At 72.9% G+C, this 25,842-nt stretch carries 28 protein-coding genes; 11 read left to right on the forward strand and 17 right to left on the reverse strand.

Going from position 1 to position 25,842, the window contains the following annotated elements; all coding sequences use genetic code 11:
- Nucleotides 1–65 precede the first annotated feature (65 nt).
- On the forward strand, nt 66–1,640 hold the full coding sequence (gene lnt, locus AB0J12_RS20045; RefSeq protein ID WP_363265654.1) for an apolipoprotein N-acyltransferase: 1,575 nt from the start codon (nt 66–68) through the stop codon (nt 1,638–1,640).
- Here the strand turns inward: lnt and AB0J12_RS20050 are convergent.
- A complete protein-coding gene (locus tag AB0J12_RS20050; protein WP_363265655.1) occupies nt 1,558–2,469 on the reverse strand; it encodes a Gfo/Idh/MocA family oxidoreductase in 912 nt (303 codons plus the stop codon). The two genes, lnt and AB0J12_RS20050, sit on opposite strands and share 83 nt — an antisense overlap.
- Nucleotides 2,470–2,480: 11 nt before the next feature.
- On the reverse strand, nt 2,481–3,665 hold the full coding sequence (locus AB0J12_RS20055) for an FAD-dependent monooxygenase (protein ID WP_363265656.1): 1,185 nt from the start codon (nt 3,663–3,665) through the stop codon (nt 2,481–2,483).
- Between the two features lie 78 nt (nt 3,666–3,743).
- On the opposite strand from AB0J12_RS20055, the gene AB0J12_RS20060 reads away from it, so the two are divergent.
- From AB0J12_RS20060 to AB0J12_RS20070, 3 genes are all read left to right on the forward strand, one after another.
- Nucleotides 3,744–4,325, forward strand: a complete 582-nt coding sequence (locus AB0J12_RS20060; RefSeq protein WP_363265657.1) for a TetR family transcriptional regulator C-terminal domain-containing protein — start codon at nt 3,744–3,746, stop codon at nt 4,323–4,325.
- A gap of 44 nt (nt 4,326–4,369) precedes the next feature.
- Nucleotides 4,370–4,885 (forward strand): DinB family protein, encoded by a 516-nt coding sequence (locus AB0J12_RS20065; RefSeq protein ID WP_363265658.1) that lies wholly within the window; start codon nt 4,370–4,372, stop codon nt 4,883–4,885.
- A 112-nt stretch (nt 4,886–4,997) separates the two neighbouring features.
- Nucleotides 4,998–5,483 carry a hypothetical protein gene (locus AB0J12_RS20070; RefSeq protein WP_363265659.1) on the forward strand — a complete coding sequence of 162 codons (486 nt, stop codon included), beginning with the start codon at nt 4,998–5,000 and terminating at the stop codon, nt 5,481–5,483.
- 38 nt (nt 5,484–5,521) lie between these two features.
- On the opposite strand, the gene AB0J12_RS20075 is transcribed toward AB0J12_RS20070, so the two are convergent.
- The 5 genes from AB0J12_RS20075 to fabG form a co-directional block, all read right to left on the reverse strand.
- Complete coding sequence (locus tag AB0J12_RS20075; protein ID WP_363265660.1) at nt 5,522–5,995, reverse strand: hypothetical protein; 474 nt, start codon at nt 5,993–5,995, stop codon at nt 5,522–5,524.
- 246 nt (nt 5,996–6,241) lie between these two features.
- Complete coding sequence (gene ung / locus AB0J12_RS20080) at nt 6,242–6,925, reverse strand: uracil-DNA glycosylase (RefSeq protein ID WP_363265661.1); 684 nt, start codon at nt 6,923–6,925, stop codon at nt 6,242–6,244.
- An 82-nt stretch (nt 6,926–7,007) separates the two neighbouring features.
- Nucleotides 7,008–8,591, reverse strand: a complete 1,584-nt coding sequence (locus tag AB0J12_RS20085; protein ID WP_363265662.1) for an ABC transporter substrate-binding protein — start codon at nt 8,589–8,591, stop codon at nt 7,008–7,010.
- Between the two features lie 210 nt (nt 8,592–8,801).
- Nucleotides 8,802–9,569: an SDR family oxidoreductase gene (locus AB0J12_RS20090; RefSeq protein ID WP_363265663.1), complete on the reverse strand. Its 768-nt coding sequence runs from the start codon at nt 9,567–9,569 to the stop codon at nt 8,802–8,804.
- A gap of 12 nt (nt 9,570–9,581) precedes the next feature.
- Nucleotides 9,582–10,343, reverse strand: coding sequence for a 3-oxoacyl-ACP reductase FabG (gene fabG, locus AB0J12_RS20095; protein ID WP_363265665.1), 762 nt, complete (start codon nt 10,341–10,343; stop codon nt 9,582–9,584).
- Between the two features lie 286 nt (nt 10,344–10,629).
- Between fabG and AB0J12_RS20100 the strand changes: the two genes are divergently transcribed.
- On the forward strand, nt 10,630–11,052 hold the full coding sequence (locus AB0J12_RS20100; protein ID WP_363265666.1) for an excalibur calcium-binding protein: 423 nt from the start codon (nt 10,630–10,632) through the stop codon (nt 11,050–11,052).
- Between the two features lie 151 nt (nt 11,053–11,203).
- On the opposite strand, the gene AB0J12_RS20105 is transcribed toward AB0J12_RS20100, so the two are convergent.
- Nucleotides 11,204–11,653 carry a DUF3037 domain-containing protein gene (locus AB0J12_RS20105; protein WP_363265667.1) on the reverse strand — a complete coding sequence of 150 codons (450 nt, stop codon included), beginning with the start codon at nt 11,651–11,653 and terminating at the stop codon, nt 11,204–11,206.
- Nucleotides 11,650–12,414 carry a HipA family kinase gene (locus tag AB0J12_RS20110; RefSeq protein ID WP_363265669.1) on the reverse strand — a complete coding sequence of 255 codons (765 nt, stop codon included), beginning with the start codon at nt 12,412–12,414 and terminating at the stop codon, nt 11,650–11,652. Before AB0J12_RS20110 ends, AB0J12_RS20105 begins: the two co-directional genes overlap by 4 nt.
- Before the next feature lie 95 nt (nt 12,415–12,509).
- On the opposite strand from AB0J12_RS20110, the gene AB0J12_RS20115 reads away from it, so the two are divergent.
- Both AB0J12_RS20115 and AB0J12_RS20120 read left to right on the forward strand, forming a co-directional pair.
- Entirely contained in the window at nt 12,510–12,932 is a 423-nt protein-coding gene (locus AB0J12_RS20115; protein WP_363265671.1) for a Rieske (2Fe-2S) protein, read from the forward strand.
- An 88-nt stretch (nt 12,933–13,020) separates the two neighbouring features.
- On the forward strand, nt 13,021–13,488 hold the full coding sequence (locus tag AB0J12_RS20120) for a pyridoxamine 5'-phosphate oxidase family protein (protein ID WP_363265672.1): 468 nt from the start codon (nt 13,021–13,023) through the stop codon (nt 13,486–13,488).
- 12 nt (nt 13,489–13,500) lie between these two features.
- On the opposite strand, the gene AB0J12_RS20125 is transcribed toward AB0J12_RS20120, so the two are convergent.
- Nucleotides 13,501–14,421, reverse strand: a complete 921-nt coding sequence (locus AB0J12_RS20125; protein ID WP_363265673.1) for a LysR family transcriptional regulator — start codon at nt 14,419–14,421, stop codon at nt 13,501–13,503.
- A gap of 104 nt (nt 14,422–14,525) precedes the next feature.
- Here AB0J12_RS20125 and AB0J12_RS20130 point away from each other — a divergent pair, with 104 nt between their 5' ends.
- On the forward strand, nt 14,526–15,461 hold the full coding sequence (locus AB0J12_RS20130) for a DMT family transporter (RefSeq protein ID WP_363265674.1): 936 nt from the start codon (nt 14,526–14,528) through the stop codon (nt 15,459–15,461).
- A gap of 37 nt (nt 15,462–15,498) precedes the next feature.
- Here AB0J12_RS20130 and AB0J12_RS20135 read toward each other — a convergent pair whose 3' ends face one another.
- Nucleotides 15,499–16,830 carry an aminotransferase class I/II-fold pyridoxal phosphate-dependent enzyme gene (locus tag AB0J12_RS20135; protein WP_363265675.1) on the reverse strand — a complete coding sequence of 444 codons (1,332 nt, stop codon included), beginning with the start codon at nt 16,828–16,830 and terminating at the stop codon, nt 15,499–15,501.
- A gap of 66 nt (nt 16,831–16,896) precedes the next feature.
- Here AB0J12_RS20135 and AB0J12_RS20140 point away from each other — a divergent pair, with 66 nt between their 5' ends.
- On the forward strand, nt 16,897–17,574 hold the full coding sequence (locus AB0J12_RS20140) for a pyridoxamine 5'-phosphate oxidase family protein (RefSeq protein ID WP_363265676.1): 678 nt from the start codon (nt 16,897–16,899) through the stop codon (nt 17,572–17,574).
- Nucleotides 17,574–18,206, forward strand: coding sequence for an FMN-binding negative transcriptional regulator (locus AB0J12_RS20145; RefSeq protein ID WP_363265677.1), 633 nt, complete (start codon nt 17,574–17,576; stop codon nt 18,204–18,206). The genes AB0J12_RS20140 and AB0J12_RS20145 overlap by 1 nt, the downstream gene beginning before the upstream one ends.
- 10 nt (nt 18,207–18,216) lie before the next feature.
- Here AB0J12_RS20145 and AB0J12_RS20150 read toward each other — a convergent pair whose 3' ends face one another.
- From AB0J12_RS20150 to AB0J12_RS20165, 4 genes are all read right to left on the reverse strand, one after another.
- Entirely contained in the window at nt 18,217–19,149 is a 933-nt protein-coding gene (locus AB0J12_RS20150) for a DMT family transporter (protein ID WP_363265678.1), read from the reverse strand.
- A gap of 181 nt (nt 19,150–19,330) precedes the next feature.
- The gene (locus AB0J12_RS20155; RefSeq protein ID WP_363265679.1) at nt 19,331–20,335 is read right to left on the reverse strand and encodes an EamA family transporter; all 1,005 of its coding nucleotides are present in this window, start codon (nt 20,333–20,335) and stop codon (nt 19,331–19,333) included.
- Nucleotides 20,336–20,381: 46 nt separating this feature from the next.
- A complete protein-coding gene (locus tag AB0J12_RS20160; RefSeq protein ID WP_363265680.1) occupies nt 20,382–20,993 on the reverse strand; it encodes a Clp protease N-terminal domain-containing protein in 612 nt (203 codons plus the stop codon).
- 176 nt (nt 20,994–21,169) lie between these two features.
- The gene (locus tag AB0J12_RS20165; protein ID WP_363265681.1) at nt 21,170–21,802 is read right to left on the reverse strand and encodes a PadR family transcriptional regulator; all 633 of its coding nucleotides are present in this window, start codon (nt 21,800–21,802) and stop codon (nt 21,170–21,172) included.
- 199 nt (nt 21,803–22,001) lie between these two features.
- Between AB0J12_RS20165 and AB0J12_RS20170 the strand changes: the two genes are divergently transcribed.
- The gene (locus AB0J12_RS20170) at nt 22,002–22,817 is read left to right on the forward strand and encodes a PhzF family phenazine biosynthesis protein (protein WP_363265682.1); all 816 of its coding nucleotides are present in this window, start codon (nt 22,002–22,004) and stop codon (nt 22,815–22,817) included.
- An 18-nt stretch (nt 22,818–22,835) separates the two neighbouring features.
- Here the strand turns inward: AB0J12_RS20170 and AB0J12_RS20175 are convergent, their stop codons facing one another.
- Both AB0J12_RS20175 and AB0J12_RS20180 read right to left on the reverse strand, forming a co-directional pair.
- Complete coding sequence (locus AB0J12_RS20175) at nt 22,836–23,636, reverse strand: type II CAAX endopeptidase family protein (protein ID WP_363265710.1); 801 nt, start codon at nt 23,634–23,636, stop codon at nt 22,836–22,838.
- 118 nt (nt 23,637–23,754) lie between these two features.
- Complete coding sequence (locus AB0J12_RS20180; RefSeq protein ID WP_363265683.1) at nt 23,755–25,272, reverse strand: glutamate-cysteine ligase family protein; 1,518 nt, start codon at nt 25,270–25,272, stop codon at nt 23,755–23,757.
- Between the last annotated feature and the right edge of the window lie 570 nt (nt 25,273–25,842).

Here is a 25,842-nt window from a genome sequence, read left to right on the forward strand (position 1 = left end):
GTCCTCTGTCACCGGATCGCCCGGGGCGCGCACACTGGAGCCCCCACCGGGTAGGAGGGCGGCATATGAAGACGTTCAGCAGTTGGCTCGCCTCCCCCTGGCGGCGCGCGGCCCTCGGTGCGCTGGCCGGCGCCCTGCCCGTGCTCGCGTTCCCGGCGCCCGCCGCCTGGTGGTTCGCGTATGTCGCCCTCGTCCCGTGGATCCTGCTCGCGCGCGGCGCCCCGACCCAGCGGCGGGCGGCGTACGACGGCTGGTGCGGCGGGTTCGGCTTCATGCTGGGCATGCACCACTGGCTGCTGCCGGACCTGCATGTGTTCACACTGGTCCTGGCCGCCCTGCTGGGCGCGCTGTGGGCGCCCTGGGCGTGGCTGGTGCACCGCTTCCTGGCCGGTGTGCCCTCCCGCGGCCGGGTCGCGGCGGCGCTGCTGGTGCTGCCGTCGGCGTGGCTGATGGTGGAACTGGTGCGGTCCTGGCAGGGGCTCGGCGGGCCGTGGGGCATGCTCGGCGCCAGTCAGTGGCAGGTGGGGCCGGCGCTGCGGCTCGCTTCGGTGGGCGGGGTGTGGCTGCTCAGCTTCCTGGTGGTGGCCGTCAACGTGGCGGCGGCCGTACTGCTGGCGGTGCGGGAGTCGCGGGTGCCCGCCGTGGCCGGGCTGGTCGCCACGGCGGCGGCGACCTCGGCGGCCTGGGTGTGGTCGCCGCGCCCGCACGTGGACGGACAGGCGCGCATCGCCGTCGTCCAGCCAGGGGTCGTGGACGGCACCGACAGCGGCGACCGGCGGTTCGCCGTCGAGGAGCGGCTGACCCGGCAGCTGGCCGGGCAGGGCGTCGACCTGGTCGTGTGGGGCGAGAGCAGCGTCGGCGTCGACCTGGCCGCGCGGCCCGACCTCGCCCGGCGCATCGCGGCGCTGTCGCGGGAGACGGGCGCCGACATCCTGGTCAACGTGGACGCGCGGCGCTCCGACCAGCCCGGGATATACAAGAGTTCGGTGCTGGTGGGACCGAACGGGCTCACCGGGGACCGCTACGACAAGATGCGGCTCGTGCCGTTCGGCGAGTACATCCCCGCGCGCTCGCTGCTCGGCTGGGCGACCTCCGTCGGCAAGGCGGCCGGCGAGGACCGTCGGCGCGGCAGCGAGCAGGTCGTGATGAACGCCGGGCACGGGCTGCGCGTCGGCCCGCTGGTGTGCTTCGAGACGGCATTCCCGGACATGAGCCGACGGCTCGCCCAGGACGGCGTGGACGTGCTGGTCGGCCAGTCGTCGACGTCGTCGTTCCAGCACAGCTGGGCGCCGGAGCAGCACGCCTCGCTCGCCGCGCTGCGCTCCGCGGAGACGGGCCGGCCGATGGTGCACGCCACGCTCACCGGTGTGTCGGCGGTGTACGGCCCGGGCGGCCGGCGCGTGGGCTCCTGGCTGGGCACGAGCGCGAGCGGGGCCGCGGTGTACGAGGTGCCGCTCGCCGACGGGGTCACGCCGTACGTCCGCTACGGCGACTGGCCGGTGGACGTGGCGGTGCTGGTGCTGGCGGCGCTGGGTCTGGCGGAGGGCGTGCGCGCGGTCAGGCTGCGCCGGAGCGCTCCCGCACCGCACGTACCACCCGCTCGCACAGTTCGTGAGTCTCCAGTGCGTCACGGGCGGTGAGCGGCCGGCCCGCGCGCACGGCGTCGAGGAAGGCGAGCACGGCCTGTTCGATGCCGCGCTGCCGGGCCACCGGCACCCAGTCGCCGCGCCGGCGCACGGTGGGCTGGCCCTTGTGGTCGATCGTCTCGGCGAGGTTGACGACCTGGCGCTTGGTGTCCTGCCCGGACACCTCCAGGATCTCCTCGTTGGAACCGCTGAGCCGGTTCATCACACCGAGCGCGGTGAAGCCGTCGCCGGCGAGCTGGAGCACGACGTGGTGCAGCAGCCCGTCCTCGACGCGGGCCCGCACGGTGACGTCGTCGACCTGCCCGGGCACCAGGAAGCGCAGGGTGTCCACGACGTGGATGAAGTCGTCCAGGACCATGCTGCGCGGCTCCTCCGGCAGCCCGATCCGGTTCTTCTGCATCAGGATCAGCTCGCGCGGGTGCTCCAGGCACTGCGCGTACCCGGGTGCGAAACGCCGGTTGAAGCCGACGGTGAGCGACACGCCGCGCTGCTCGGCCAGCTCCACCAGCCGTGTGGAGTCGGCGAGTTCATAGGCGAGCGGCTTGTCGACGTACGTCGGGACGCCCGCCTGGAGCAGCCGGGTGACGATCTCGGGGTGCGCGGAGGTGGGTGCGTGCACGAACGCGGCGTCCAGGTCCTGGGCGAGCAGCGCGTCCAGGTCGCGGTGGCGCTGCGCCGCGGGCAGGTGCAGGCTGCCGGCGACCCGGTCCAGCGTCGCCGGGGTGCGGGTCTGCAGGTGCAGCTCCACACCGGGCTGGAAGGCGAGCACCGGCAGGTACGCCTTCTGCGCGATGTCGCCGAGTCCGATGACGCCGACCTTCACTTAGGGCTCCCTCACCTCGCGTCCGGTGCTGACTTCACGGCAGCATACGGGTCCTGCGGTGGCCGCCAGTCGGCGATCCCGTCGAAACTCCGCAGGAGCAGCGCGGGTCCCGCCTTCGAAAGGGAGGCGATCACCGTGTTCCGTACGGCGATCAGGGCCCTGCCGGTGGTGAGGTTGAGGCGCGCGACCTTCACCGCCTGCCGGGCGATCGCCGTCGTACGCGGCAGCCGGGCGGCGGTGTAGGCGGCAAGGTCGTCACAGTGGTGGGCGAGCACGACGGCGTCCTCGACGGCCTGGTTGCCGCCCTGGCCGAGGGTGGGCGGCATGGCGTGCGCGGCGTCGCCGAGGAGGGCGACGCGGCCGTGGTGGTAGGCCGGGAGGGGTTCGGCGATGTGGTGGACGTCGTGGCGCAGCACGTCCTCGGGGCGGACGGCGGCGAGGACGGCGGGGATCGGGTCGTGCCAGTCGCCGAAGCGGCGCAGGAGTTCGGCCCGCTCGTCGTCGGGGGCGCGTCCGCCGGCCGGGGTCGTGGCGGCGGCGTAGGCGTAGACGCGGCCGTCCTTGAGCGGGTGGGTGCCCCAGATACTGCCCCGGCCCCAGGTCTCGTGCGAGGCGAAGGCGACGCCGGGCAGCGGGATGACGACCCGCCAGGTGGTGAACCCGGAGTAGACGGTTCCGGGGTGGTCGGGGAAGAGCGTGCGGCGTACGGCGGAGCGGATGCCGTCGGCGGCCACCACCAGGTCGGCCTCCAGGTCGCCGGCGGCGGTGCGCACGACGGCCGGGCGGTGCGCGTCGCCGGGGTCGGTGACGGCGGCCTCGGCGGCGGTGCGCACGGTGCCGGGCGGGAGCAGCGCGGCAAGGCGGTCGACGAGGGTGGCGCGGTGCAGCAGCACCAGAGGGCCGCCGAAGCGCGCGGCGGTGGCGTCCGCGTCGGAGCGTGACAGCCAGCGGCCGCTCGGGGTGCGCAGCCCGCCGTCCCCCTGCCAGGCGGCGAGGTCACGGATCTCGTCGCCGAGGCCGATGACGTCCAGCGCGCGCAGGGAGTTGGGTGCCAGCGAGATGGCCGCACCGACCGGTTCCAGGGTGCGAGCCCGCTCCAGGACGGTGACGCGGACGCCCCGCTGGTGCAGGCCGACGGCCGCGGTCAGCCCGCCGATGCCGCCGCCGATGACGACTGCGCGTGGTGCGTGGCTCATGGCTCCTCCTGACGCAACTACATCTGTAGTATGCGTCGACGATACTACAGCCGTAGTGGCCCGGGTAGCGTGACCTCCATGTCCGTCACCTCCGGCGCCTCCCGCGCCGACCTTGTCGCCGACACCGCCCTGGCCCTGCTCGCCGAGCGGGGGATGCGCGGGCTGACCCACCGGGCGGTCGACGAGACGGCCGGCCTGCCGCAGGGGTCGACGTCCAACGTGGCGCGGACCCGGCAGGCACTGCTGGAGCTGGCGGTGCGACGCCTGGCCGAGCGCGAGGCCCGGGTGCTGGCGCTGCACGAGATGCCCGAGCCGAGCGGGGGCACCGACCCGGTCGTGGACGCCCTGGCCCTGGCCCTGCACCGCGCCCTGACCCGCAACCGCGACCTGACGCTCGCCCGCTACGAACTGGCCCTGGAGGCCACCCGCCGCCCCGAGCTGCGCACGTCCTACGACACCACCGGCGCCCGCTTCCGCGACCAGCTGACCGCCTTGGTCACCGCCCTGGGCTCGCCGGACCCGGACCGTCATGCGCTGTCGCTGGTGGCCTGGGCGGACGGGCTGATGTTCTCCTGCGTGGCCGGCGCCTACGAGACCCCACCCCTCGCGGCGGTACGGCAAAGCCTGCGGGAGCTGCTGGCGGGCATGCTCGGCAGCTGAAAATCCGCTGGCCCGCCCCCGCCCGCCTGCACGAGGATGCGGGCATGACAACGCAGCGCCACATCCCCGCAGCCGACGCCGACGAACGCACCATGCTGGAGGGCTGGCTGGAGTACCACCGCCGCACGCTCGCAGTGAAGTGCGAGGACCTGACGGACGCCCAGCTCAGGACCGCGGCCGTGGAGCCGTCCGAGCTCTCCCTCATGGGGCTGGTGCGGCACATGGCGGAGGTCGAGCGGATCTGGTTCCGCAAGGTGCTCGCCGACGACGGCGCCGGACCGATCTGGTTCAGCGACGAGGACCCGGACGGCGAGTTCCATCTGACCGAGGCCGACACCTGGCAGGAGGCGTACGCCACCTGGCAGTCGGAGATCGAGGCCGCCCGGCGCCACGCAGCGGGTTTCGCCCTGGACGACCTGTCGAAGGGCACCACCAAACACGGCGGCGGGGGGTCCGTCAGCCTGCGCTGGATCTACACGCACATGATCGAGGAGTACGCCCGCCACAACGGCCACGCCGACCTGATCCGGGAGCGGATCGACGGCGCCACGGGCCACTGACGTCAGCCGGGACGCGGGCGGAACCCCCGTACGGGGCGGGAGATCACCCGTGCGGGGCATCCTGCGCTTGTCCGCCGCCCTTCCGCGGCGCGAAGCCAGCAGAGTGACGCGGGTGCATCGAACGACGACCACCGCAACGCTCCTGGTCACCGTGGCCATCTCGGCCCTCTCCGGCTGTGTGACGGTCCAGCGTCCACCCGCGTCGGGGCCGCCGGTCTCCTCGACTCGCTCCCCGTCGCCGTCCGTCCCACGGCAGGACGGCGCCACGGAGCAGCGGATCGTGCGGGCGCCGGCCCGCGAGGCGCTGGAGAGGGTCGGGCCGTCCCGCCACTCGGAGCCGGTGAAGCCACCGCAGCCCCGCCGCCCGGCGCACGCTGAACCCCCGGCGCCGGGGCCCCAAGACCGCCACCAGCAGACGCCGCTCCACGCCTCCCCGCCCGAACACCGGCGGCCGCAGGACCGTCGCGCGAAGGTCCCCGACGTTCCCGCCGATGTCGCACGCCGGAACGCCGAGGTGTGCGCCCTGGGCGCGCAGTACGGGGGCTGGCGCCCGGACAGCCCGGAGGCACGGATCTGCAAGCAGACGTACGGCCGCTGAGCCCGGGCCCCGCCCGCAGGAGACCGCCGGCGCCCGTCTCACTCCCCCAGCCGCAGCTCCATCCGCCGGATCGCTGCCCGCACTCCGTCGCCGTAGCCGTCGTCGGCGAGGGCGTCGGAGGCGAGACGGGCACGGGCGAGGTGGCTGCGGGCGTCGTCGGGCCGGCCGAGGCGGACGTAGTCGGCCGCGAGGTTCAGATGGAGCGAGGGATACAGCGCCCGGGCCGCGGGCGCCCCCTCGAGCCGGTCGAGCCGGTCGCTGGTCAGTTCCTCGGCGGCCGTCAGCGCCCTGAGGTCCCAGGCGAGTTCGTCGAAGGGGTCGTCCTGGGTGTCGGCCAGGTAGTGGGCGAGGGTGCAGCGGTGCAGCGGGTCGCCGTCCTCCCCGAGCTCCGCCCACAGGCCGAGGAAACGGTGCCGTGCCTCCTCGCGGTCTCCGCCGTGGAGCAGCATCACCACCTGCCCGATCCGCGTCAGTACGGCGTCCGACGCCGTCTGCTCCTGTCGCTCCGCCACCGCGTCGCCCTCCGTCGGCCCGTCCTGCTGCTATGCCCCGACGCTAACGGCAGACACTGACAATCCCGCTCAGGCGGCACCGGGACGAGCACGCTCCGGCGGCACCGGACGATCACTCCCGGGCGGTACCGGAACGATCGCACTCGCGCGGCACCCGGGCCCTGCCTGCCAGCGCGTCACCCAGACCCTGCCTGCCGGCGGGGCGCCGGGCCGGCCGGCCCTCGGGGAACCGGCCCGGCGGGTGGCTCAGCCCAGGTTCGGCACGGTCCAGTCGATCGGCGTGTGGCCCTGGCGGGCCACCGCTTCGTTGATCTGGGTGAACGGGCGGGAGCCGAAGAACTTCTTCGCCGACAGCGGGGAGGGGTGCGCGCCCTTGACCACCGCGTGCCGGCTCTCGTCGATCAGCGGGAGCTTCTTCTGCGCGTAGTTGCCCCACAGGACGAACACCGCCGGGTCGGGGCGGTCGGCCACCGCGCGGATCACCGCGTCGGTGAACTTCTCCCAGCCGCGCCCCTTGTGGGAGTTGGCCTCGCCGCCGCGCACCGTCAGCACCGCGTTGAGCAACAGCACACCCTGCCGGGCCCAGGGCATCAGATAGCCGTTGTCCGGGACGGGCGTGCCCAGTTCGGCGTTCATCTCCTTGTAGATGTTGCGCAGGGAGGGCGGGATCTTCACCCCCGGCCGCACCGAGAAGCACAGGCCGTGTCCCTGGCCCTCGCCGTGGTAGGGGTCCTGACCCAGGATCAGGACCTTCACCTGGTCGTACGGCGTGGCCTCCAGCGCGGCGAAGACCTGCTCGCGCGGCGGGTACACGGGACCGTTCGCCCGCTCCTCCTCGACGAACTCCATCAGCTCCTTGAAGTAGGGCTGCTGCAGTTCCTCACCCAGAACCCCGCGCCAGGACTCGGGCAGCATGGCGGTGTCGGTCACGTCAACGTCCTCAAGGTTCGTGCGGTCGCTTCCTGACTTCAGAACCTACCGGCACCCACTGACAACACCGCCCGGACGGTCCCTACCAGCTGGTCTTGCGGGACAGCTCCCACATCATCATGATCGTCGACGGGTCCAGCGCCCGTTCCGGGCCGGCGATGTCCTCGCTGGCGGCCAGGTACTGCTTGCCCTGCCACAGCGGCAGCAGCCGGGCGTCCTCGACCATGATCCGCTGGGCCTCCTCGAAGTCCTTCACCACGTTGGCCCGGTCGCTCTCGCGGCGGGAGCGGGGCAGCAGGATGCCGGTGATCTCGGGCTGCGGGTAAGGCGTACCGAGGGCGTTCTGGTCGCCGACGAACGGGGCGATGAAGTTCTCCGGGTCCGGGAAGTCCGGGAACCAGCCGCGCCCGAAGACCGGGTACTCGCCCTTCTGGTAGCCCTCGACGTAGGTCTTCCAGGGCCGGCTCTTCAGCGTGATGGTGAACAGGCCGGACTCGTCGAGCTGCCGCTTGAGCTCCTGGAACTCCAGGGCGGTCTCGGAGCCGTAGCGGTCGGTGGTGTACCAGAGGGTGAGCGGGATGGGCGTGGAGATGTTCGCCTCGGACAGGATCTTGCGGGCCTTGGCGGTGTCGGGCTCGCCGAAGTCGTCGAAGAAACCGGTGGTGTGACCGGTGAGGCCCTTGGGGACCATGGAGTAGAGCGGGTCGACGGTGTCCTTGTAGATCTTGTGCGCGATGGCCCCGCGGTCGACGACCTGGGCGACGGCCCGGCGCACGGCGGCCTTGCCGGCCCACTTGTCCTTGGGGTTGAACACCAGGTAGTTGATGTCCGCGCCGGTGCTCTCGACCAGCTGCAGGCCCGGCGCGCTCTCCTTGCGCTGCAGGGCGACGATGTCGTCGGCGGCGAGACCGCGGTAGGTGACGTCGATCTGCTTGTCGCGCAGCGCCTTGACCATGACGGCGGAGTCCTGGAAGTAACGGATCGTCACCGCGTTGTTCTTGCGCTGGGCGTACCCCTGGTAGTTCTCGTTGCGCTCGAGCCGGGCCTCCTTGTCCTCCTCGTAGGAGGCGAGGGTGTAGGGGCCGGAACCGAAGACCTTGCCGTCCTCGCGCAGCTTGTCGGCCGGGTAGTCGTCCGGGTCGACGATCGACATCGCCGGGGTGGCCAGCACGAACGGGAAGGTGGCGTCGGACTTGTTGAGGTGGAAGACCACCTCGTCCGCGCCGGTGGCCTCGACGCTCTGCAGACTGCCGAGGAGTCCTGCGGGTCCGCCGGGCACGTTGATCCGGCGGATGCGCTCGATGGAGTAGGCGACCGCCTTGGCGTCCAGGGTGTCGCCGTCGGCGAACTTCATCCCTGACCGCAGCCGGCACCGGTAGGTGCGGTTGGAGCTGTCGGTGAACGAGCACTGCTCGGCGGCGTCCGGCTGGGGCGTGGTCGCGCCGTTCGGGTAAGCGAGCAGCGTCTGGTAGATGTTCCGGAACAGCTCCCACGAGCCGTCCCAGGACGCGGCCGGGTCGAGGGTGCTGGGGGCGCTCGTGGTGCCTACGACGATGGGTCCCGCGTCCTTGGAATCGTCCCCGGACAGCAGGCCGCAGCCGGACATCAGGGACGTTATGGAAGCGATCGCCGCCACTTGCCGCAGGCATCGGTTCCGGTTGAACACGCGCACGCTCCTCGATCTGCCATGCCAAGGGTCGGCAGACCATACCGCAGTGCGACGGGTGTTGAGCCTGGTTCGTTCGTCATGTGAACACACTGTTGATGACAGCGTTGTCAAAGGCCCCGGAACACGCCCCTTTGCGTACACGGGCGCCGTTTCCGTCAAGAGTGCGGCGGTAACGGCGCCCGAATCGTCATACGGGCGTGCCGGGCGTCAGGCGACGCCGGCGTTCAGGAACAGACCGCCGTCGACCACGAGGGTCTGGCCGGTGATCCAGTCGGACTGCGCCGAGGTGAGGAACTCGGCCGCCCCGCCGATGTCGGAGGGCACGCCCAGCCGCTTGAGCGGGTAGGCGGCCGCGGCCTCCTCCTCGCGGCCCTCGTACAGGGCCTCGGCGAACTTGGTCTTCACCACGGCCGGGGCGATCGCGTTGACCCGTACCTTCGGCGCGAACTCGTGCGCAAGCTGGATGGTCAGGTTGACCATCGCGGCCTTGCTGATGCCGTACGCGCCGATGAACGGTGAGGGGGCGAGGCCCGCGACGGAGGCGATGTTGACGATCGCGCCGCCGTTGTCCTTCTGCCAGGCGTGCCAGGTGCGCTGGGCGAAGCCGAGCGCCGAGACCACGTTGGTCTCGAAGACCTTGCGGGCCACGTTCAGGTCGAGGTCGGCGATCGGGCCGAAGACCGGGTTGGTGCCGGCGTTGTTGATCAGGTGGTCGACGCGGCCGAAGGCCTCCATCGTGCGCTCGACGGCCTCGGCCTGGTGGGCCTCGTCGTGGGCCTTGCCGGCGACGCCGATGGCCCGGTCGGCGCCGAGTCGCTCGACGGCCTCCTTCAGGGCCTCCTCGTTGCGGCCGGTGATGCAGACCCGGTCACCGCGGGCGACGAGCGCCTCGGCGATGCCGTAGCCGATGCCGCGGCTGGCGCCGGTGACAAGGGCGACCTTGCCCGAGGGCTCGGGGAGTTCCACGGAAGTCATGTGCACTGCCCCTTAGTTGAGCGGTCCGCCGGCGACGTACAGAACCTGGCCGGAGACGAAGCCGGCCGCGTCGCCCGTGAAGAAGGCGACGGCGTTGGCGATGTCCTCGGGCTCGCCGACGCGCGCCACCGGGATCTGGGTGGCGGCGGCGGCCTTGAAGTCCTCGAAGCCCATGCCGACGCGGTCGGCGGTGGCCTTGGTCATCTCGGTGGCGATGAAGCCGGGGGCGACGGCGTTGGCGGTGATGCCGAACTTGCCGAGCTCCTTGGCGAGGGTCTTGGTGAAGCCCTGCAGGCCGGCCTTGGCGGCGGAGTAGTTGACCTGGCCGCGGTTGCCGAGCGCGGAGGACGACGACAGGTTCACGATCCGGCCGAAGCCGGCGTCGACCATGTGCTTCTGCACCGCGCGGGACATCAGGAAGGAGCCGCGCAGGTGCACGTTCATGACGGTGTCCCAGTCGGCGACGCTCATCTTGAACAGCAGGTTGTCGCGCAGCACGCCCGCGTTGTTGACCAGGATCGTCGGCGCGCCGAGCTCCTCGACGACGCGCGCGATCGCCGCCTCGACCTGCGCCTCGTCCGAGACGTCCGCGCCGACGGCGATGGCCTTGCCGCCCGCCGCGGTGATCTTCTCGACGGTGTCCTTGCAGGCGGCCTCGTCGAGGTCGATCACCGCGACGGCACGGCCTTCGGCAGCCAGTCGTACGGCGGTGGCGGCGCCGATGCCGCGCGCGGCACCGGTGACTACGGCGACCCGCTGGTCAGTGGTGGACATTGCTGTTTCTCCTCGCCCTCGAGAAAACCTGAACGCCTGCAGGCTCAGTGTTGCTCCTACGGTACGCCCGTCAGGTGAGCGACCGCTTAGTACCTTCTCAGGGCCTGACGCTAGAAGTGTTGGCACCCGGTGTCAACGGCACACCGGCGGTGTGTGATCCATTACCTGATCCGCTGCCTGTGCCCGCGCGCCGGAACACCCGATCGGCCGACGGCCGCGCGCCGTCGGCGCGCCGCGCCCCTAGCGTCGAAGCGCGAGCCAACCGTGCCCGGAAAGGAGGCGCTTCATGCGCCGCAGCACCGGAGCCGTCGGTACCCTGATCGCGATAGCCGCGCTCGTGCCGCTGGCCGACCCCGCTCATGCGCAGGACCTGGACTGCCGCGACTTCAGCTTCCAGGAGGACGCCCAGGCCGTCTTCGACGCCGACCGCAGCGATCCGAACCGGCTCGACGAGGACCAGGGCCCGGACGACGGCATCGCCTGCGAGGCGCTGCCGCGGCGGTCCGATGGCTTCACATCCTCCACCTCGCGGCCGGTCACACCCGCGCCGGTCACACCTGCTCCCCTCGTCCCGACGCGGGGCGTGCAGGGCGGCGTGGGCGGTGGCTCCACCGCCGGGCCCACGGAGTGGGACATCGCGATCGGCCTGACCTTCGTCACCGGCGCTGTCCTGGCCACCGGGTACGTGGTGAAGCGGCGCCGCGGCTGAGGCGGCGCGCAGGACCCGGTGGCGTGGGCGGACGCGCGGTCGTCCAAGCCGGTACGGCCAGGGCGGCGCTCAGGTCACCGGCGGTAGCGCGCGACTGCCTCGTACCGGGCGGGCAGAGCCCGGCCCGCCGGCCCGGGGACACCCCGCCGGGTCAGCGCACCAGCAGGTCCAGCAGTCGTTCCGGCTCCGCCGCCGGGTCCATGGTGAGGCCGGTGTGCACCGGGCCCGGCTGGACCACCGTGGAGCGCGGCGCGATCAGCCAGCGGAAGCGGCGCCCGGCGTCGTCACCGGCGGCCTGGCCCGCGCCGGTTCCGCCCCCGCAGACCTCCTCCACGGCCCGCAGCGCCGCCCGCACGCCGGTCACGTCCGCCTCGGGGTCCAGGGCGAGCAGCCGCGCCTCGTCGAGGTGGGTACGGGCACCGACGTAGCCCCGGGCGCGGCAGTAGACCAGGACGCCGGCGTTGATGCACTCCCCGCGCTCGATCCGCGGCACGACCCGCAGCAGGGCGTACTCGTAGACGTCCCGCCCGCCGCCCTGTCCGGCCCGGGTGATGTGGCGCTCGGCGAGCCCGCCGGCCACCTGGATGTGCTGCTCGCTCACTTCTCCCCCTCGATCCCTGTGATGCGCTCGTGGATGACGGCGGCCCGGGCCAGCAGCGGGCGGACGTAGGCCCGGCGCAGGTCGTCGGGGTGGTCGAAGCCGGGCTCGCCGGTCAGCCAGGCGTCGGGCACCTCGGCGGTGACCTCGGCGAGCAGGTCCTCGGTGATGAGCGGTGCCAGCTCGGCGGCGGCGCCCGCGAGATCGGGGGCGAAGCTGCGCAGGGCGTGGTCGCCGGCGTCGTAGGGGCGCGCGACGGAGGTCTCGGCGCCGGGCCAGTTGTGGTGCCAGATCATGGTGGCGCCGTGGTCGATGAGCCACAGTTCGCCCCGCCGCACGAGCAGGTTGGGGTTGCGCCAGGACCGGTCGACGTTGTTGATCAGCGCGTCGAACCAGACGATCCGCCCCGCCTCCTCGGGCGTGACCGCGAAGGCGAGGGGGTCGAAGCCGAGCGCGCCGGAGAGGAAGTCCATGCCGAGGTTGGTGCCGCCGCTGGAGCGCAGCAGCCCCTGCACCTCGGCGTCCGGTTCGCCGAGGCCCAGCACCGGATCGAGGTGGAGGGCGACCAGGCGCGGCACGCGGAAGCCCAGCCGGCGGGCCAGTTCCCCGCACACGACCTCGGCGACGAGCGTCTTGCGCCCCTGCCCGGCCCCGGTGAACTTCAGGACGTACGTCCCGAAGTCGTCGGCCTCGACGAGTCCCGGCAGCGAGCCGCCCTCCCGCAGGGGCGTGATGTAGCGGGTCGCGGTGACTTCCTTGAGCATCGCCCCAGGTTACTTGGGGCCCCGCGGTGAACCGCCGGTCCCCCGGCGCCGTACTGGGTGGCAGATCTTCAGGCTTTCGGCGAAGGGATGTCGGCATGACCAGCGAATCGCTCCAGGCCCCCTCGGGCCCCACCCGCCGTACCGTCGTCGCCGCGGTGGGCGTGACCGGGGCCTCGGTCGCGCTGAGCGCGTGCGGCTCGGGCGACGGCGGCACCAAGGCCGCCGCGTCGGGGACCGTGCTGGCGAAGACCTCGGACATTCCCGAGGGCGGCGGGAAGATCCTTCCCGAGCACCAGGTGGTGGTGACCCAGCCGACGGCGGGCTCGTTCAAGGCGTTCTCGTCGAAGTGCACCCACCAGGGCTGCGCGGTGAGCGGTGTGCGGGACGGCGTCATCAGCTGCCCCTGCCACCACAGCGAGTTCTCCATCGCCGACGGCAGTGTGAAGAAGTCCCCGGCGACCCGGCCGCTGCCGGAGGTGCGGATCGCCGTCAGCGGCACCGACATCACCCTCGCGTGACGCTCGGCCTCGGTGGAGGGAGCCATTGCGCGGCGCGGGGGGACGACCCATGATTCCCGACGTCACGTCGGACAGCGGAGGGGGCCGGATGACCGCCGCACAGCGCCGGGGCCGGAAGATCATGATGACGCCCGGAGAGCTGGACGCGTTCCTCGCCGGGCAGCGCACCTGCCGGGTCGGCACGGTGTCTGCCGACGGCGCCCCGCATGTGAGCGCCCTGTGGTTCCTGTGGGACGGCACGGCACTGTGGCTGTACTCGGTGGTGCGCAGCAGACGCTGGGCCGACCTGCGCCGCGATCCGCGCGTGGCGGTCGCGGTCGACACCGGTGAGGAGTACGGCGAGCTGCGCGGCGTCGAGCTGTCCGGCGCCGTGGAGACGGTGGGCGAGGTGCCGCGCAGCGGGGAGCTGTGCGCCGAACTGGACGCCGTGGAGACGCGGTTCGCACGCAAGTACTTCGACCTGGACACGCTGCCGCACGACGGCCGCCACGCCTGGCTCAGGCTCCTCCCGGAGAAGGTCGTCTCCTGGGATTTCCGCAAGCTCGGCCCGCAGTAGCCGCCCCGTCTCTCAGCCGCCCGTCGCCCCGCCCTCCATGTGCTCGGCCGCCGCCCGCAGGGCCGCGACCGCCGCGCGGATCGAGGGGCGGCGGTCGGCGTCCGCGCGCCAGACGACGTACACATGGCGGCGGACGCGTTGCTTGAGCGGCACCGTCACGACGCCCTCGGGCACGGGGTGCCGTCCGAGCAGCGGCGCGATGCACACGCCGAGGCCGGCGGCGACCAGGCCGAGCTGGGTGTGCGTCTCGCCGGCGCGGTGGCCGACGATCGGCTCGACGCCGCGCGAGCGCAGCGTGTACATCAGCCACTCGTGGCAGAACTCGCCCTCGGCCCAGGTGATCCACTCGTCCTCGGCGAACTCGGCGAGGTCGACCTCGGCGCGGTCGGCCAGCGGATGCCCGGCGGGCATGGCCACGTCGGCGGGGTCGTCCAGGATGGACGCCTTGACCAGCCCGTCGGGCAGCGGCATCGGCTTGTTGTACCAGTCGAGGACGACGGCGAGGTCGAGGTCGCCGCGCACCACGGCCCGGATGCCGGCCTCGGGTTCCAGCTCGCAGGAGCGGATCCGCAGCGCGGGATGCTCGGTGCGCAGCGCGGCGAGGGCGGCGGGGAACAGACCGCGCGCGGCCGTCGGGAACGCCGACAGCCGCAGCTCGCCGGCGACCTGGCCGCGCTGCGCCTCCAGGTCGGACTGGGCGAGCTGCACCTGGGAGAGGATGCGCGCGGCGTGCTCCGCGAGCAGTCGCCCGGCGTCGGTGAGCCGGACGCCGCGCCCGTGCTTGGCGAGCAGTTGCTGGCCGACCTCGCGCTCCAGCTTGGCCAGCTGCTGGGACACGGCCGAGGTGGTGATGTGCAGGCCCTCGGCGGCGCCGCTGACGGAGCCGTGCCGGGCGACGGCGTCGAGGGTGCGCAGGCGCTCGAGGTTCAGCAAGAGGGGGCTCCTTCGACGACGGACAACGGCTTAGCAATGCTACGAGGTACCGGGTGACAATTCTCGATTGTGCTACGAGATCGCCGTGCCGCATGGTTACCTGCATGAGCACCGCCTCCGTCACCCGCCCCCGGTCGCGCACCGGCACCCCCGACCCCCGCTCCCCCCGCCTCGGCTGGCGGCTGCGCTTCGCCGCGCTGTCGCTGATCTGGGGCTTCAGCTTTCTGCTCATCAAGGTCGGCACGCAGGGCTACGCCCCCTTCCAGGTCACCCTGGGCCGGCTGGTGTTCGGTACGGCGGTGCTGGCCGTTGCGATGGCGGTGAAGCGGGAGCGCCTCCCGCGCGGGCCGCGCACCTGGGCGCATCTGACGGTCGCCGCGTTCCTGCTCAACGCGCTGCCCTTCTCCCTCTTCGCCTACGCGGAGCTGACGATCCCGTCCACACTGGCCGGCATCTGCAACGCCACGTCACCGCTGTGGGGCATGGCGCTGTCGCTGATCGCGCTGTCCGAGGACCGCCCGACGCGGCTGCGGGTGGCGGGTCTCGGCATCGGCTTCCTCGGCGTGCTGACCGTCCTCGGCGCCTGGCAGGGCTTCAGCGGCCTGGACGCCAAGGGCACGGCGCTGGCCCTGCTGGCGTCCTTCAGCTACCCGGTCGGCTGGATCTACGTCCGACGCACGCTGGCCGGCAGCAGTCACTCCAACCTCTCGCTGACCGGCGCCCAGTTGCTGCTGGCCACGGTGCAACTGGCCGTCATCACCCCGCTGTTCACCACCCTGCCGACCCACGTCGTCGCGCTCCCCCTGCTCGCGGTCGCGGCCCTGGGAGCCCTCGGCACGGGCTTGGCGGTCCTGATCCAGTACGGCCTGGTCGCCGAGGTCGGCCCGACGACCGCCCAGATGGTCACGTACTTCATCCCGGTCATCGCCACGGCGGCGGGCGTCGCCCTGCTGGACGAGTCCCTGCACTGGTCCACCCCGGTGGGTGCGGCGATCGTGCTGGCGGGAGCGGCGCTGACGCAGGCACGCTCGAAGCGCTGAAGCGCAATCACAGCGCCCCTGACAGTTCCCGTCCGCCCTACACCGGCCGCCCCACTCCGCCCGCCCCCAGAGCCGTGGCGATCGCCGTCGCCAGTGCGGCGGCCTCCCCTTCGGGCAGGGTGGAGACCGTGACGCGGATGCCCGGCGCCGCGCCCATCCGGAACCGCGCGCCGGGTGCGACCGCCCAGCCGTCCTGAAGGAGCCGGGCGACGGCGCCGGTCTCGTCGGGGACGGGGATCCACACGTTCAGCCCGCTGCGCCCGTGTGCGCGCACGCCCCGCTCGGCGAGCGCGCCGATCAGCGCGTCCCGGCGGCGGCCGTACGCGCGCGCCACGGCCGGCACGTCCACCGCGCCCTCGGCCCACAGCCGGGCCACCGCCCGCTGCGTGATCCGGCTGACCCAGCCGGGCCCCAGCCGCTGCCGCCCGCGCACCCGGCCGAGGGTGATGTCGTCGCCGGTGAGCACGGCGAGTCGCAGGTCGGGGCCGTAGGCCTTGGCGGCCGAGCGGACGAAGGCCCAGTGCCGGGTGATCCCGGCGAGCGGATGCAGGGGCAGGTCGACGATCGCGTGCCCGTGGTCGTCCTCGATGAGCAGCGTCTGGGGATGTTCGCGCAGCACCACCCGCAGGGCACGCGCGCGTGCGGCGCTCACCGCGGCGCCCGTGGGGTTCTGCGCGCGGTCGGTGACGATCACCGCGCGGGCGCCGGACGCCAGGGCACCGCACACGTCGTCGGGCAGCGGCCCCTCGTCGTCGACGCGGACCGGCGCGGTGCGCAGTCCCAGCGCCGGGACGAGGTCCAGGAGGCTGCCCCACCCGGGGTCCTCGACGGCGACGGTGTCCCCGGGCTTGAGATGGGCCGCGAGCACCCGCTCGACGGCGTCCAGCGAGCCGGAGCAGACGGCCAGCGGCCCGTCCGGGACCCCGTCGGCGCGCAGCGCGTCCCGCGCCGGCGACTCCAGCTCCGGCTCGACGGGCGCGGCGCCGTAGAGCACCGGCTCCCGGTCGCCCTGGGTGGCGGCCGCGGCGAAGGCGGGGCCGAGCGGAGGCAGCAGCGCCGGATCCGGGTTGCCGTTGGTCAGGTCCCGCACCCCCTCGGGGATGTCCACGCCGATGTACTCGCGCCCGGTCGTGGCCGGCCGGGGCCGCACCCGGCTGCCGCGCCGACCGGCGGTCTCGATGACTCCGCGCTCGCGCAGGGTGCGGTAGGCGGCCGCGACCGTGTTCGGGTTCACGCCGAGCCGTACCGCCAACTCCCGCATGGGAGGCAGGAGTTCGCCCGGCGTCAGCGCCCCGGCGGCCACCGCGCGCTCGACATCGGCGGCGATCTCTGCTGCACGCCGCCCTCTGATCCGATATTCTCCTAGCACAAACAAGATTATGCACTAGTGCAATACAAATCGCCAGTACGACGACGCCACCTCAGGGAGAGCGCCATGCAGGGGACCCCCGCCACACCGGCCACCGCCTACACCCCGACCGACCGCACCGTCCCCACCCGCTCCGCCGAACGCGCCCGCTACGACGCGGAACTGGTGCACGCGATACTTGACGAGGGCTACGTCTGCCACCTCGGCTTCGTCCGCGACGGCGCGCCCGTGGTCCTGCCCACCCTCTACGGCCGGGTCGGCGACCGGCTCTACGTGCACGGCTCGACCGGCTCGCGCCCGCTGCGGATGGCCGGCCAGGCCGACCCGGGGCTCGCGGTGTGCCTGACCGTCACCCACGTCGACGGGCTGGTGCTGGCCCGCTCCGCCTTCCACCACTCGATCAACTACCGCTCCGTCGTGGTGCACGGCGTCGCCCACCACGTCACCGACCCGGAGGAGAAGCGGCTCGCCCTCGACGCGCTGGTCGACCACGTCGTGCCGGGCCGCGCCGCCGACTCCCGGCCGGCCAACAAGAAGGAACTGGCCGCCACCGCCGTGATCCGCCTCGACCTGAACGAGGTCTCCGCCAAGCTGCGCACCGGCGGCGTCAACGACGAGCCGGAGGACCTGTCCCTCCCGCACTGGGCCGGCGTGGTCCCCGTGCGCAAGGTCTACGACACCCCGGTCGCCGACCCGCAGCTCACCCCCGGTACCGGGCTGCCGGACTACCTGGCGGTGCTGTGATGCTGATCCATCCCTGGGACGCACCGCACGACGACGCGGAGTGGCAGACCTGGCTCGCCGCCCACGACTTCGGCCAGCTCGCCGTCAACGGCCCGCCCGGCGAACCCCCGTTCGTACAGCCGCTTCACTTCGCGTACGATGCCGACCGCGGCGAGGCGATCACCCACCTGGCCCGCCCCAATCCGCTGTGGGCGGCCCTGGAGGCCGACCCGGAAGTGGTGCTGGGCGTCGTGGACGACTACGTGTTCGTCCCCGGCCCCTGGCAGGCGCCGGCCGACGCCCCGCCCGAGCACGGTACGCCGACCAGCTTCTACGCGGCCGTCCAGCTGCGCTGCCGCGCCCACGTCGTGGACGACCCGGCCGCGAAGGCGGAGCTGCTCAACCGGCAGGTCGGCCATTTCCAGCCGGAGGGCGGCTCGGCGCGGGCGGCGGTCGGCGAGGCGCCGTACGGGCGGCTGCTGTCCGGGATCCGCGGCATCCGGCTGGAGGTGACGGGCGTACGCGCGAAGTTCAAGTACGCCGGTCACCGCCCGGCCGGGACGCAGGAGCGGATCGCGGCCGGGCTCGCCGACCGCGGCGGTCCGCGGGACGCGGCGGCGCGGGAGCACCTGCTGCGCAGGCGGAGCGCCTGAGCCGCCCGCCCTACGCCGGCGCCGGCGTCCGTGCCTCCGTCAGCGCCAGCCCGGTGACCGAGGCCAGCATCAGGACCGTACCGGCGCACGTCGCTGCCGTGAGCCGTTCGCCGAGGAGGGCCACGGCGAGCACCGCCGCGCTCACCGGCTCCAGCAGCATGATCACGGACACCGTCGCCGACCGGACCACCGCGGCTCCCGCGAAGTACAGGGCGTACGCCAGGGCGGTCGGGACAGCGGCGATGTACGCCAGCAGCCACACCGTCCGCACGGGGTCGGCGGAGTGCGGGATCAGGCCGTCCGCCAGAGCGAACGGCAGCAGGCACAGGCTGGTCACCGTGAACGCCCCGACGGACGTACTGGCCGCGTCGGCGCCGCCGTCCCGCCCCCACCGGCGGGTCAGCAGCGTCATCACGCTGTACCCCGCGGCGGACAGCAGCGCCAGGCCGACGCCGTACGGCCGTACCGTCGCCGCTCCCCCGCCGAAGACCAGGACGCCGAGCCCGGCGAGCGCGCCCGCCACCGCGGCCAGGCCGCCGCCCCCGAGCCGCTCGCCCAGGGTCAGCCGGGCGCCGAGCGCGATGAGGACGGGGCCGGCGCCGAGCGTGACGACGGTCGCCACGGCGAGGCCGGTGGCGGAGACGGCGGCGAAGTACGCCGTCTGGAACACCGCGAGCCCGACGCCCGTGGCCCCGGCCCGCAGCAGCCGGCGGCGCAGCGGTCCGGGGGTCGCGGCGGCCGCCGGGCGGGGGCTGAAGCGGCGGGCGGCGAGCAGCAGGACGAGTCCGGCGGCGCAGCGCCAGTAGGACAGGGTGGCGGCGCTCATGTCGCTGGTCCGGTAGACCAGCGAGGCGGCCGCGCCGGCGGTGCCCCAGGCGGCACCGGCGACGATCAGGTAGAGCAGGCCTCGCCCGACGGGCAGGCCGGAAGCAGGAGTGGACACGCGTTCTCTCCGCAGAAGGCAGAAGGTCGTGGAAGGACCCCGTCCGTGCGGGGTCCGCTGACGTCTTCTGCGGGCAGCACCGTTCGGCCCGGCGACGCGCGCCTGGCGTACTTCACCGGATGGCCCGCCTCAGGCGGCCGGGGGCGGAAGAACGAGTGCGTCCGAAGGCATGACCGGCACCCTATGCAGCCGTTCCGCGGGCCGACAACTCCCTTTCCGCGCCGTCGGCCGCCACCGGGTCCGCCGGGCCCTTCGCGGGCGTCGAGGACTGGGCGATGAACGCGCCGACCAGGACCACCGCCCCGCCGACGATCTGCGGGGCGGACAGGTGCTCGCCGAGCAGCACCCAGGCCAGCACGGTCGCGATGACCGCCTCCAGGCAGGCCACCACGCCGGCCACCTGCGGGGAGAGCCGGCGCACGGAGAGCACGCCGGTGACGTAGGCGACGACCGTGGCGAGCAGGACGATCCACGCGAGCAGCAGCCAGGCCGCGACGGGCGTGCCGTCCATCCGGGCGGTGTGCGCGAGCACGGACCAGTCCATGCCCCAGGGGCGGGCCACGACGGTGAGCACGGCCGCGCCGACGAGCAGACCGTAGGCGATGACGCCGAGCGGGTCGGGGGCGTCTGCGCCGGAGTCGCTGCCCTGGTCGGACAGGACGAAGTAGCCGACCTGGCAGCAGGCGGCGCCGAGCGCGAGCAGCAGGCCGAGGGCGTCGAAGCTCAGCCCCGACCACACTTCGACGACGCAGGCGAGACCGCCGACGGCGAGGACCACGCCGAGCGCCGCCGCCCGCGTCACCGGCCGCCGCTGGACGAACCGCACCCAGCCCAGCACCAGAGCCGGGGCGAGGTACTCGATGAGCAGCGCCACGCCGACCGGGATCCGGGACAGCGCGGCGAAGTAGAACGCCTGGACGCCGGCGACGGCGAGCAGCCCGAAACCGGCGAGCAGCACCGGGCGGCGGGGCAGCAGCGCGCGGTGCCGGACGGCGAGCGGCAGCATCACCAGGGCCGCGCCGGTCACCCGCAGCCACACCACGTGAAGCGGGTCGAGACCCGCCTCGATCAGCGGTTTGGCCGCGACTCCGGACCCGCCGAAGGCGAGGGCCGACACGAGCGCGAGTGACAGCCCGGCACCCTTGCCGCGGCCGCCCTGAATGCTTCCAGACGTATGCACCGGCACATGATGGCAGGGCGCGACAGGAGCGTCATCCCCTATGGCACCTGTCTCACCGGCTGGACGATCCGACGTCGTCGGACGGCTCCCGGGCGGGGTCCGAAGCAAGGCGCGGCTCAGCGGAACGCGGCGGCTCAGGGGAAAGCAGCGGCTCGGAGGCAAGCGGCGGCTCAGCGGAAAGACGCGCGGACAGCTCCCGCGTGTCGATCCCCGCGTGGTCGAGCACCTGGACGGCGCGCGCCTCGGGGTCCGCGACGAGCGCGGCGAGCAGGTCGACGCCCCGGGCCGGGCGCCCGTGCCGCGCGGCGCGCTCCTCGGTCCGCCTCACGGCGAGTGCGGCCAGCGGGGAGTAGCCCTCGGCCGGGCCCGTCGCGGGCAGCGCGCCGGAGTCCTCCACGGCGGTCTGCCAGCGCAGGCCGTAGCCGATGCTGCGCTGGACGAGATAGCCGAGCAACCGGGCGGCCTGCGCCGCCTCGAACACGGCGCGCACGTCGGGGTCGGACTCGAGCAGGGAGTGCAGGAGGTGGGCGGTGTCGACATGCCGGTCCCCGTCCCGTAGCGCCCGGCGCCGGGCACCGGCGACCACCGCGGCCTGCTCGGCGCCCAGCGGGACATCGTTGTCGGCGCGGCGGACGCCCTGGTCGCGGATGGCTTGCTGCGGCATATGGGGGTGCACTCCCCCACCCCATCAGTCCCGAGGGGCGCCCGCATCCACGGCGCGAAGCATTTCCGCGTCCCACGAGGAGTGGACCGACGCGGCCGGCATCTCCTCCTTACGGATGAGATCACGCGAAGGCGCCCCGCGCATGACCGCGCGGGGCGCCTTCACCGCCGTATCGCTCAGTCCTCGTCGGCGAGGATGAGATACAGCTTCTTGCGGGCGTCGTTGAGGACGGCCAGCGCCTTGTCGCGCTGCTCCTTCGTGCCGGTCTTCCAGACCTGGCCGAAGGCCTCCATCAGGCCGATGCCCGCCTGGCGGATCTCGCCGAGCGCCTCGAAGTCGATCCCCCGGGATGCCTCCTCCCAAGGGGCGTCCGGGCCCTCTTCGGCCGCCGTACGGCCCGCCTCGGTGAGCGAGAAGAGCTTCTTGCCGCCCTCGGACTCGCTGCTGATCAGCCCCTCGTCCTCCAGCAACTGGAGGGTGGGGTACACCGAGCCGGGGCTCGGCTTCCAGGCACCGCCGCTGCGTGCGGCGATCTCCTGGATCATCTCGTAGCCGTGCATCGGCCGGTCCTTCAGCAGGGCCAGGATCGAGGCCCGTACGTCGCCGCGCCGCGCCCGTCCGCGCGGTCCGCCGCGCCCTCGCCCGCCCCAGGGGCCGTGCCCGCCGAAGCCGGGACCACCGGGGCCGAAGCCGGGCCCACCCGGCCCGAAGGGACCGAAGGCCGCACGCCGCCCCTCGTCACCGAAGCCACCGAAGCCACGCCCGGGGCCGCCGTGCCGATGTCCGTGCTCGAAACCGTGGGTACGCATCGCGATCACTCTCCATTCCGGTTGTCATTCGATCGTCGATCTTTCACGATGTTTCAACGATATATCGAAACTGTTCGCAAGACAAGACCCTGCGCACCCCTACGCCCCGGCCCCTGCACGAACTCCCCCACCCCCGACCGGTCCAGCACCGCCGAATTGGCCTTGGTCTGCGGCTTCCCGCCGCCACTACCGTCGGGCCATGCGCATTCGAATCGTCGACGCCTTCACCGACCGCCCCTTCGCCGGCAACCCGGCCGGGGTGCTCCTGCTCGACTCGTTCCCGGCCGACGACTGGCTGCAGAACGTGGCCCTGGAGGTCAACCACGCCGAGACCGCGTTCGCCCACCGACTGCCCGCGGGCGGCGAGGCCGACTGGGCGCTGCGCTGGTTCACCCCGGCCACCGAGGTCGCGATGTGCGGCCACGCCACCCTCGCCACCGCCCACGTCCTGCACACCACCGGCGCCCACGAGGGCCCGGTACGGTTCGCCACCCGCAGCGGCGTACTGATCGCCACGCCCCGCGAGGACGGCTCGATCACGCTGGACTTCCCCACCGCACCGCTCACCCCCGTCGAGGTCCCGGCCGGGGTCGCCGGGGCCCTCGGCGCCGAGCCGCGCGCCGTCTTCGACACCGGCCCGGACATCGGCGACCTGCTGCTGGAGCTGGCCGACGAGAAGACCGTGCACGGCCTGGCTCCGGACCACAAGGCGCTGGCCGCCTTGTCGGAGCGGGGCATCATCGCCACCGCCCGCGCCGAGGACCCGGCGCGCGGCTACGACTTCGTCTCGCGCTGCTTCTTCCCCAACGTCGGCATCGACGAGGACCCGGTCACGGGCAGCGCCCACACCGCTCTGGCTCCGTTCTGGGCCGAGCGCCTCGGCCGCCCGGACCTCACGGGCCTGCAGGCCTCACCGCGCTCGGGCCGTGTGCGCACCGAGGTGCGCGGTGAGCGGACGCTGCTGAGCGGCCGGGCGGTCACCGTGATCGAGGGCGACCTGCTCACCCGGCCGTGACGGTGCGCTGCCGGCGGTTCAGGCCGTCGGCAGCCAGCCCACCTTGCCGGCCAGCAGCGCGTAGCCCACGAACGCCCCGATGTCGAGCAGGGAGTGCGCCACCACCAGGGGACCGACCCGTCCCCAGCGGCGGTAGAGCCACACGAAGACGACGCCCATCGCCATGTTCCCGAGGAAGCCGCCGATGCCCTGGTAGAGGTGGTAGGAGCCGCGCAGTACGGAGCTGGCGACCAGCGCGGTGCCCGGCGTCCAGCCCAGCTGGCGCAGCCGGCGCAGCAGATAGCCGACGACGATGACCTCTTCGAGGACCGCGTTCTGCACCGCCGACAGGATCAGCACGGGGTACTTCCACCACACGGCGGGCAGCGCCTCGGGCACCACGGTCAGGTTGAAGCCGAGGCCACGGGCGGCCAGGTAGAACGCGATACCGGTGCTGCCGATCACCGCGGCGATCGCGGCGCCCCGGCCGAGGTCGGGCCACGGGCGGGTGCGGTCGAAGCCGAGGGTGCGCAGGCTCCCGCCCTCCCGCAGCAGCAGGTGTGCGACGAGCGCGACCGGCACCAGCGCGGTGGCGATGCCGAACAGCTGCCAGGCGAGGTCGAGCCAGGGCCGGCCCGGCGCGGCGGAGGCGTTGAGCGTGGCCGCCTGGTCCTTGAGGCCGCCCGGCTTGGTCACCGAGCCGACGAAGCTGATCAGCGCGGACACTCCGCTCGCACCGAGCGAGAGCCCCAGGACGAGCAGCGTCTCGTCACGGAAGATCCGTCCTGAGAGCCGCTGTTCGGGAAAAGTCTCGGTCACCTGGCCCGCCTCCGCCTGCACACCGTGGGAGGTCACAGCATGCCCGATCAGCGCAGGGCGGAGTCCGTCGGCCCCCGTTGCAGGGCGCGTCCCGGGCCAGGCAACCCGCGAAGCGCCGCACGCCCCGCAGGAGCGCCGCTCACCCCAGCGGCGCCGGCTCCGGCAGCCCCACCGGCCAGCTGTGGACCGGGTCGCCCTTGCGCATCAGCTCGCAGTAGCGCCGCGTCGTCGCGGCCAGGGCCGCCTCGCGGGACAGGCCCTTCTCCTGCGCGCGGTGGAAGGTGGCCGCCTGCCAGGTCGCCCCGTTCGCGCGCCGCCGGCACCGCTCGTCGATCACGCCGAGGTACAGGTCGCGGTCGGCGGGCTCGATGCCCCACGCGTCGAGTCCCGCCTCCGCCAGCGGCAGGAGCTCGTCCCGGACGAGGCTGACCGCGTCGACGGTGGTCGTGCCGCCGAGCCGGCCGCGCCGCGGCCACTCCATGCGGGCGTCGATGCCGTAGCGGCAGGCGGTGTCGAAGTTGGCGGCGGCGGCCTCGAACGGCAGCCGGTTCCACACCGGCCGCGTGTCCTCGGCAAGGGCGCGGACGACGCCGTAGTAGAAGGCCGCGTTCGCGACCACGTCCGTGACGGTCGGGCCGGCCGGCAGCACGCGGTTCTCCACGCGCAGGTGCGGGACGCCGTCGGCGACGTCGTAGACGGGCCGGTTCCAGCGGTAGACCGTGCCGTTGTGCAGGACCAGTTCGGCGAGCTTGGGGGTGCCGCCGGCGTCGAGCACCTCGAGCGGGTCCTCCTCGTCGCAGATCGGCAGCAGTGCCGGGAAGTAGCGCAGGTTCTCCTCGAACAGGTCGTACGCCGAGGTGATCCACCGCTCGCCGAACCAGGTGCGCGGCCGCACGCCCTGGGCCTTGAGCTCGGGCGGTCGGGTGTCGGTGGACTGCTGGAACAGCGGCGGCCGCGACTCGCGCCACAGCTCGCGGCCGAACAGGAACGGCGAGTTGGCACCGAGGGCCACCTGCACGGCGGCGATGGCCTGAGCGGCGTTCCACACGTCGGCGAAGCGGCCCGGGGTGACCTGGAGGTGCAGCTGCACGGAGGTGCAGGCCGCCTCCGGGGTGATCGACCTGGACGTGCAGCGCAGATGTTCCACGCCCTCGATGTCGAGCGTGAAGTCCTCACCGCGGGCGGCGACGATCTGGTCGTTGAGCAGGGTGTAGCGGTCCACGTCGGAAAGATTGGACGAGACCAGGTCGTCCCGGTCCAGGGTGGGCAGAATCCCGATCATCGCGATTCCGGAGTCGACCTCGGCCGCCTTGCGGTCCGCGTAGGCCAGCGCGATGCGGAGTTCCTCGGCGAGCCGGTCGAATACCCGGTCTCCGAGCCGGTGGGGGGCTATGTTCACTTCCAGGTTGAACATGGCGAGTTCGGTCTGGAAGTCCCGGCTCGCGATGCGTTCCAGCACTTCGGCGTTCAGCATTTTCGGCAGGCCGTCGGCGCCCACCAGATTCAGCTCGATCTCCAGCCCCATCAGGTTCTTCGGGCGATCGAACCGCTGCTGTGCCAGTAGCCGCTCAAGCCCCGTCAGGCACTGTTGCAGCTTGTCGCGGTAGCGCTGGCGATCGGACAGGTCGAACGAGCCTGCCACGACCTTCTCGCCCATCGAAGCGTCCCTTCCTCAGGTGGGGCGGGTGCCCGGTCATCGGGCCTCCGGTGTCCGGTGCACGGGGGATGATGCCCAGCCGAAGCGATCCATAACGCATGCGCGCACGAGCGTGAGCGGCTAGGCTTGCCGGGTTGTCCGGCGGGTTGTCCAGTGGCACATTCGCAAGGCATACGGCTCCGGGCATTTTCCCCGGGAATGGATCTCGTAAAAAACGCCGACGAGAATTGGCCGACCGCTGGATCTGCACTTCCCGAGGTCACCGCCGTTCAGCCCCTGTGGAATCGGGATGATTCCCGCGAATCGCCGACCGAATAGTCTCTTGCCGTGTGCTCCGGAAGCGGCTAGATGAAACACAGGCTGAACATGTGTCGTATAAACTCGCCCGACAGGGCAGCAGGTTGGCGCCCGCGGTCGAAGGCTTGTCGTCGAAGGTGACGGATGACGGGCCACTGCGCACCTCTTTCACACTCCGACCCCGGACCCCGCCTTGCCGACCCCTGATCCCGAGAGCTGACAGCGTCGTCCGCCCACGCCCCGCCCTCACGCCACCGTGCCTGCCGAATGAGA

It is taken from the genome of Streptomyces sp. NPDC049915, assembly GCF_040656475.1.
Classification (GTDB): Bacteria; Actinomycetota; Actinomycetes; order Streptomycetales; family Streptomycetaceae; genus Streptomyces.

Excerpts from the sequence above, each read along its gene's own strand:
- lnt (WP_363265654.1), top strand. The coding sequence starts at position 66 with ATGAAGACGTTCAGCAGTTGGCTCGCCTCCCCCTGGCGGCGCGCGGCC.
- AB0J12_RS20055 (WP_363265656.1), bottom strand. The coding sequence starts at position 3,665 with ATGAGCCACGCACCACGCGCAGTCGTCATCGGCGGCGGCATCGGCGGG.
- AB0J12_RS20060 (WP_363265657.1), top strand. The coding sequence starts at position 3,744 with ATGTCCGTCACCTCCGGCGCCTCCCGCGCCGACCTTGTCGCCGACACC.
- AB0J12_RS20065 (WP_363265658.1), top strand. The coding sequence starts at position 4,370 with ATGACAACGCAGCGCCACATCCCCGCAGCCGACGCCGACGAACGCACC.
- AB0J12_RS20090 (WP_363265663.1), bottom strand. The coding sequence starts at position 9,569 with ATGACTTCCGTGGAACTCCCCGAGCCCTCGGGCAAGGTCGCCCTTGTC.
- fabG (WP_363265665.1), bottom strand. The coding sequence starts at position 10,343 with ATGTCCACCACTGACCAGCGGGTCGCCGTAGTCACCGGTGCCGCGCGC.
- AB0J12_RS20100 (WP_363265666.1), top strand. The coding sequence starts at position 10,630 with ATGCGCCGCAGCACCGGAGCCGTCGGTACCCTGATCGCGATAGCCGCG.
- AB0J12_RS20110 (WP_363265669.1), bottom strand. The coding sequence starts at position 12,414 with ATGCTCAAGGAAGTCACCGCGACCCGCTACATCACGCCCCTGCGGGAG.
- AB0J12_RS20115 (WP_363265671.1), top strand. The coding sequence starts at position 12,510 with ATGACCAGCGAATCGCTCCAGGCCCCCTCGGGCCCCACCCGCCGTACC.
- AB0J12_RS20120 (WP_363265672.1), top strand. The coding sequence starts at position 13,021 with ATGACCGCCGCACAGCGCCGGGGCCGGAAGATCATGATGACGCCCGGA.
- AB0J12_RS20130 (WP_363265674.1), top strand. The coding sequence starts at position 14,526 with ATGAGCACCGCCTCCGTCACCCGCCCCCGGTCGCGCACCGGCACCCCC.
- AB0J12_RS20140 (WP_363265676.1), top strand. The coding sequence starts at position 16,897 with ATGCAGGGGACCCCCGCCACACCGGCCACCGCCTACACCCCGACCGAC.
- AB0J12_RS20145 (WP_363265677.1), top strand. The coding sequence starts at position 17,574 with ATGCTGATCCATCCCTGGGACGCACCGCACGACGACGCGGAGTGGCAG.
- AB0J12_RS20160 (WP_363265680.1), bottom strand. The coding sequence starts at position 20,993 with ATGCCGCAGCAAGCCATCCGCGACCAGGGCGTCCGCCGCGCCGACAAC.
- AB0J12_RS20165 (WP_363265681.1), bottom strand. The coding sequence starts at position 21,802 with ATGCGTACCCACGGTTTCGAGCACGGACATCGGCACGGCGGCCCCGGG.
- AB0J12_RS20170 (WP_363265682.1), top strand. The coding sequence starts at position 22,002 with ATGCGCATTCGAATCGTCGACGCCTTCACCGACCGCCCCTTCGCCGGC.
- AB0J12_RS20180 (WP_363265683.1), bottom strand. The coding sequence starts at position 25,272 with ATGGGCGAGAAGGTCGTGGCAGGCTCGTTCGACCTGTCCGATCGCCAG.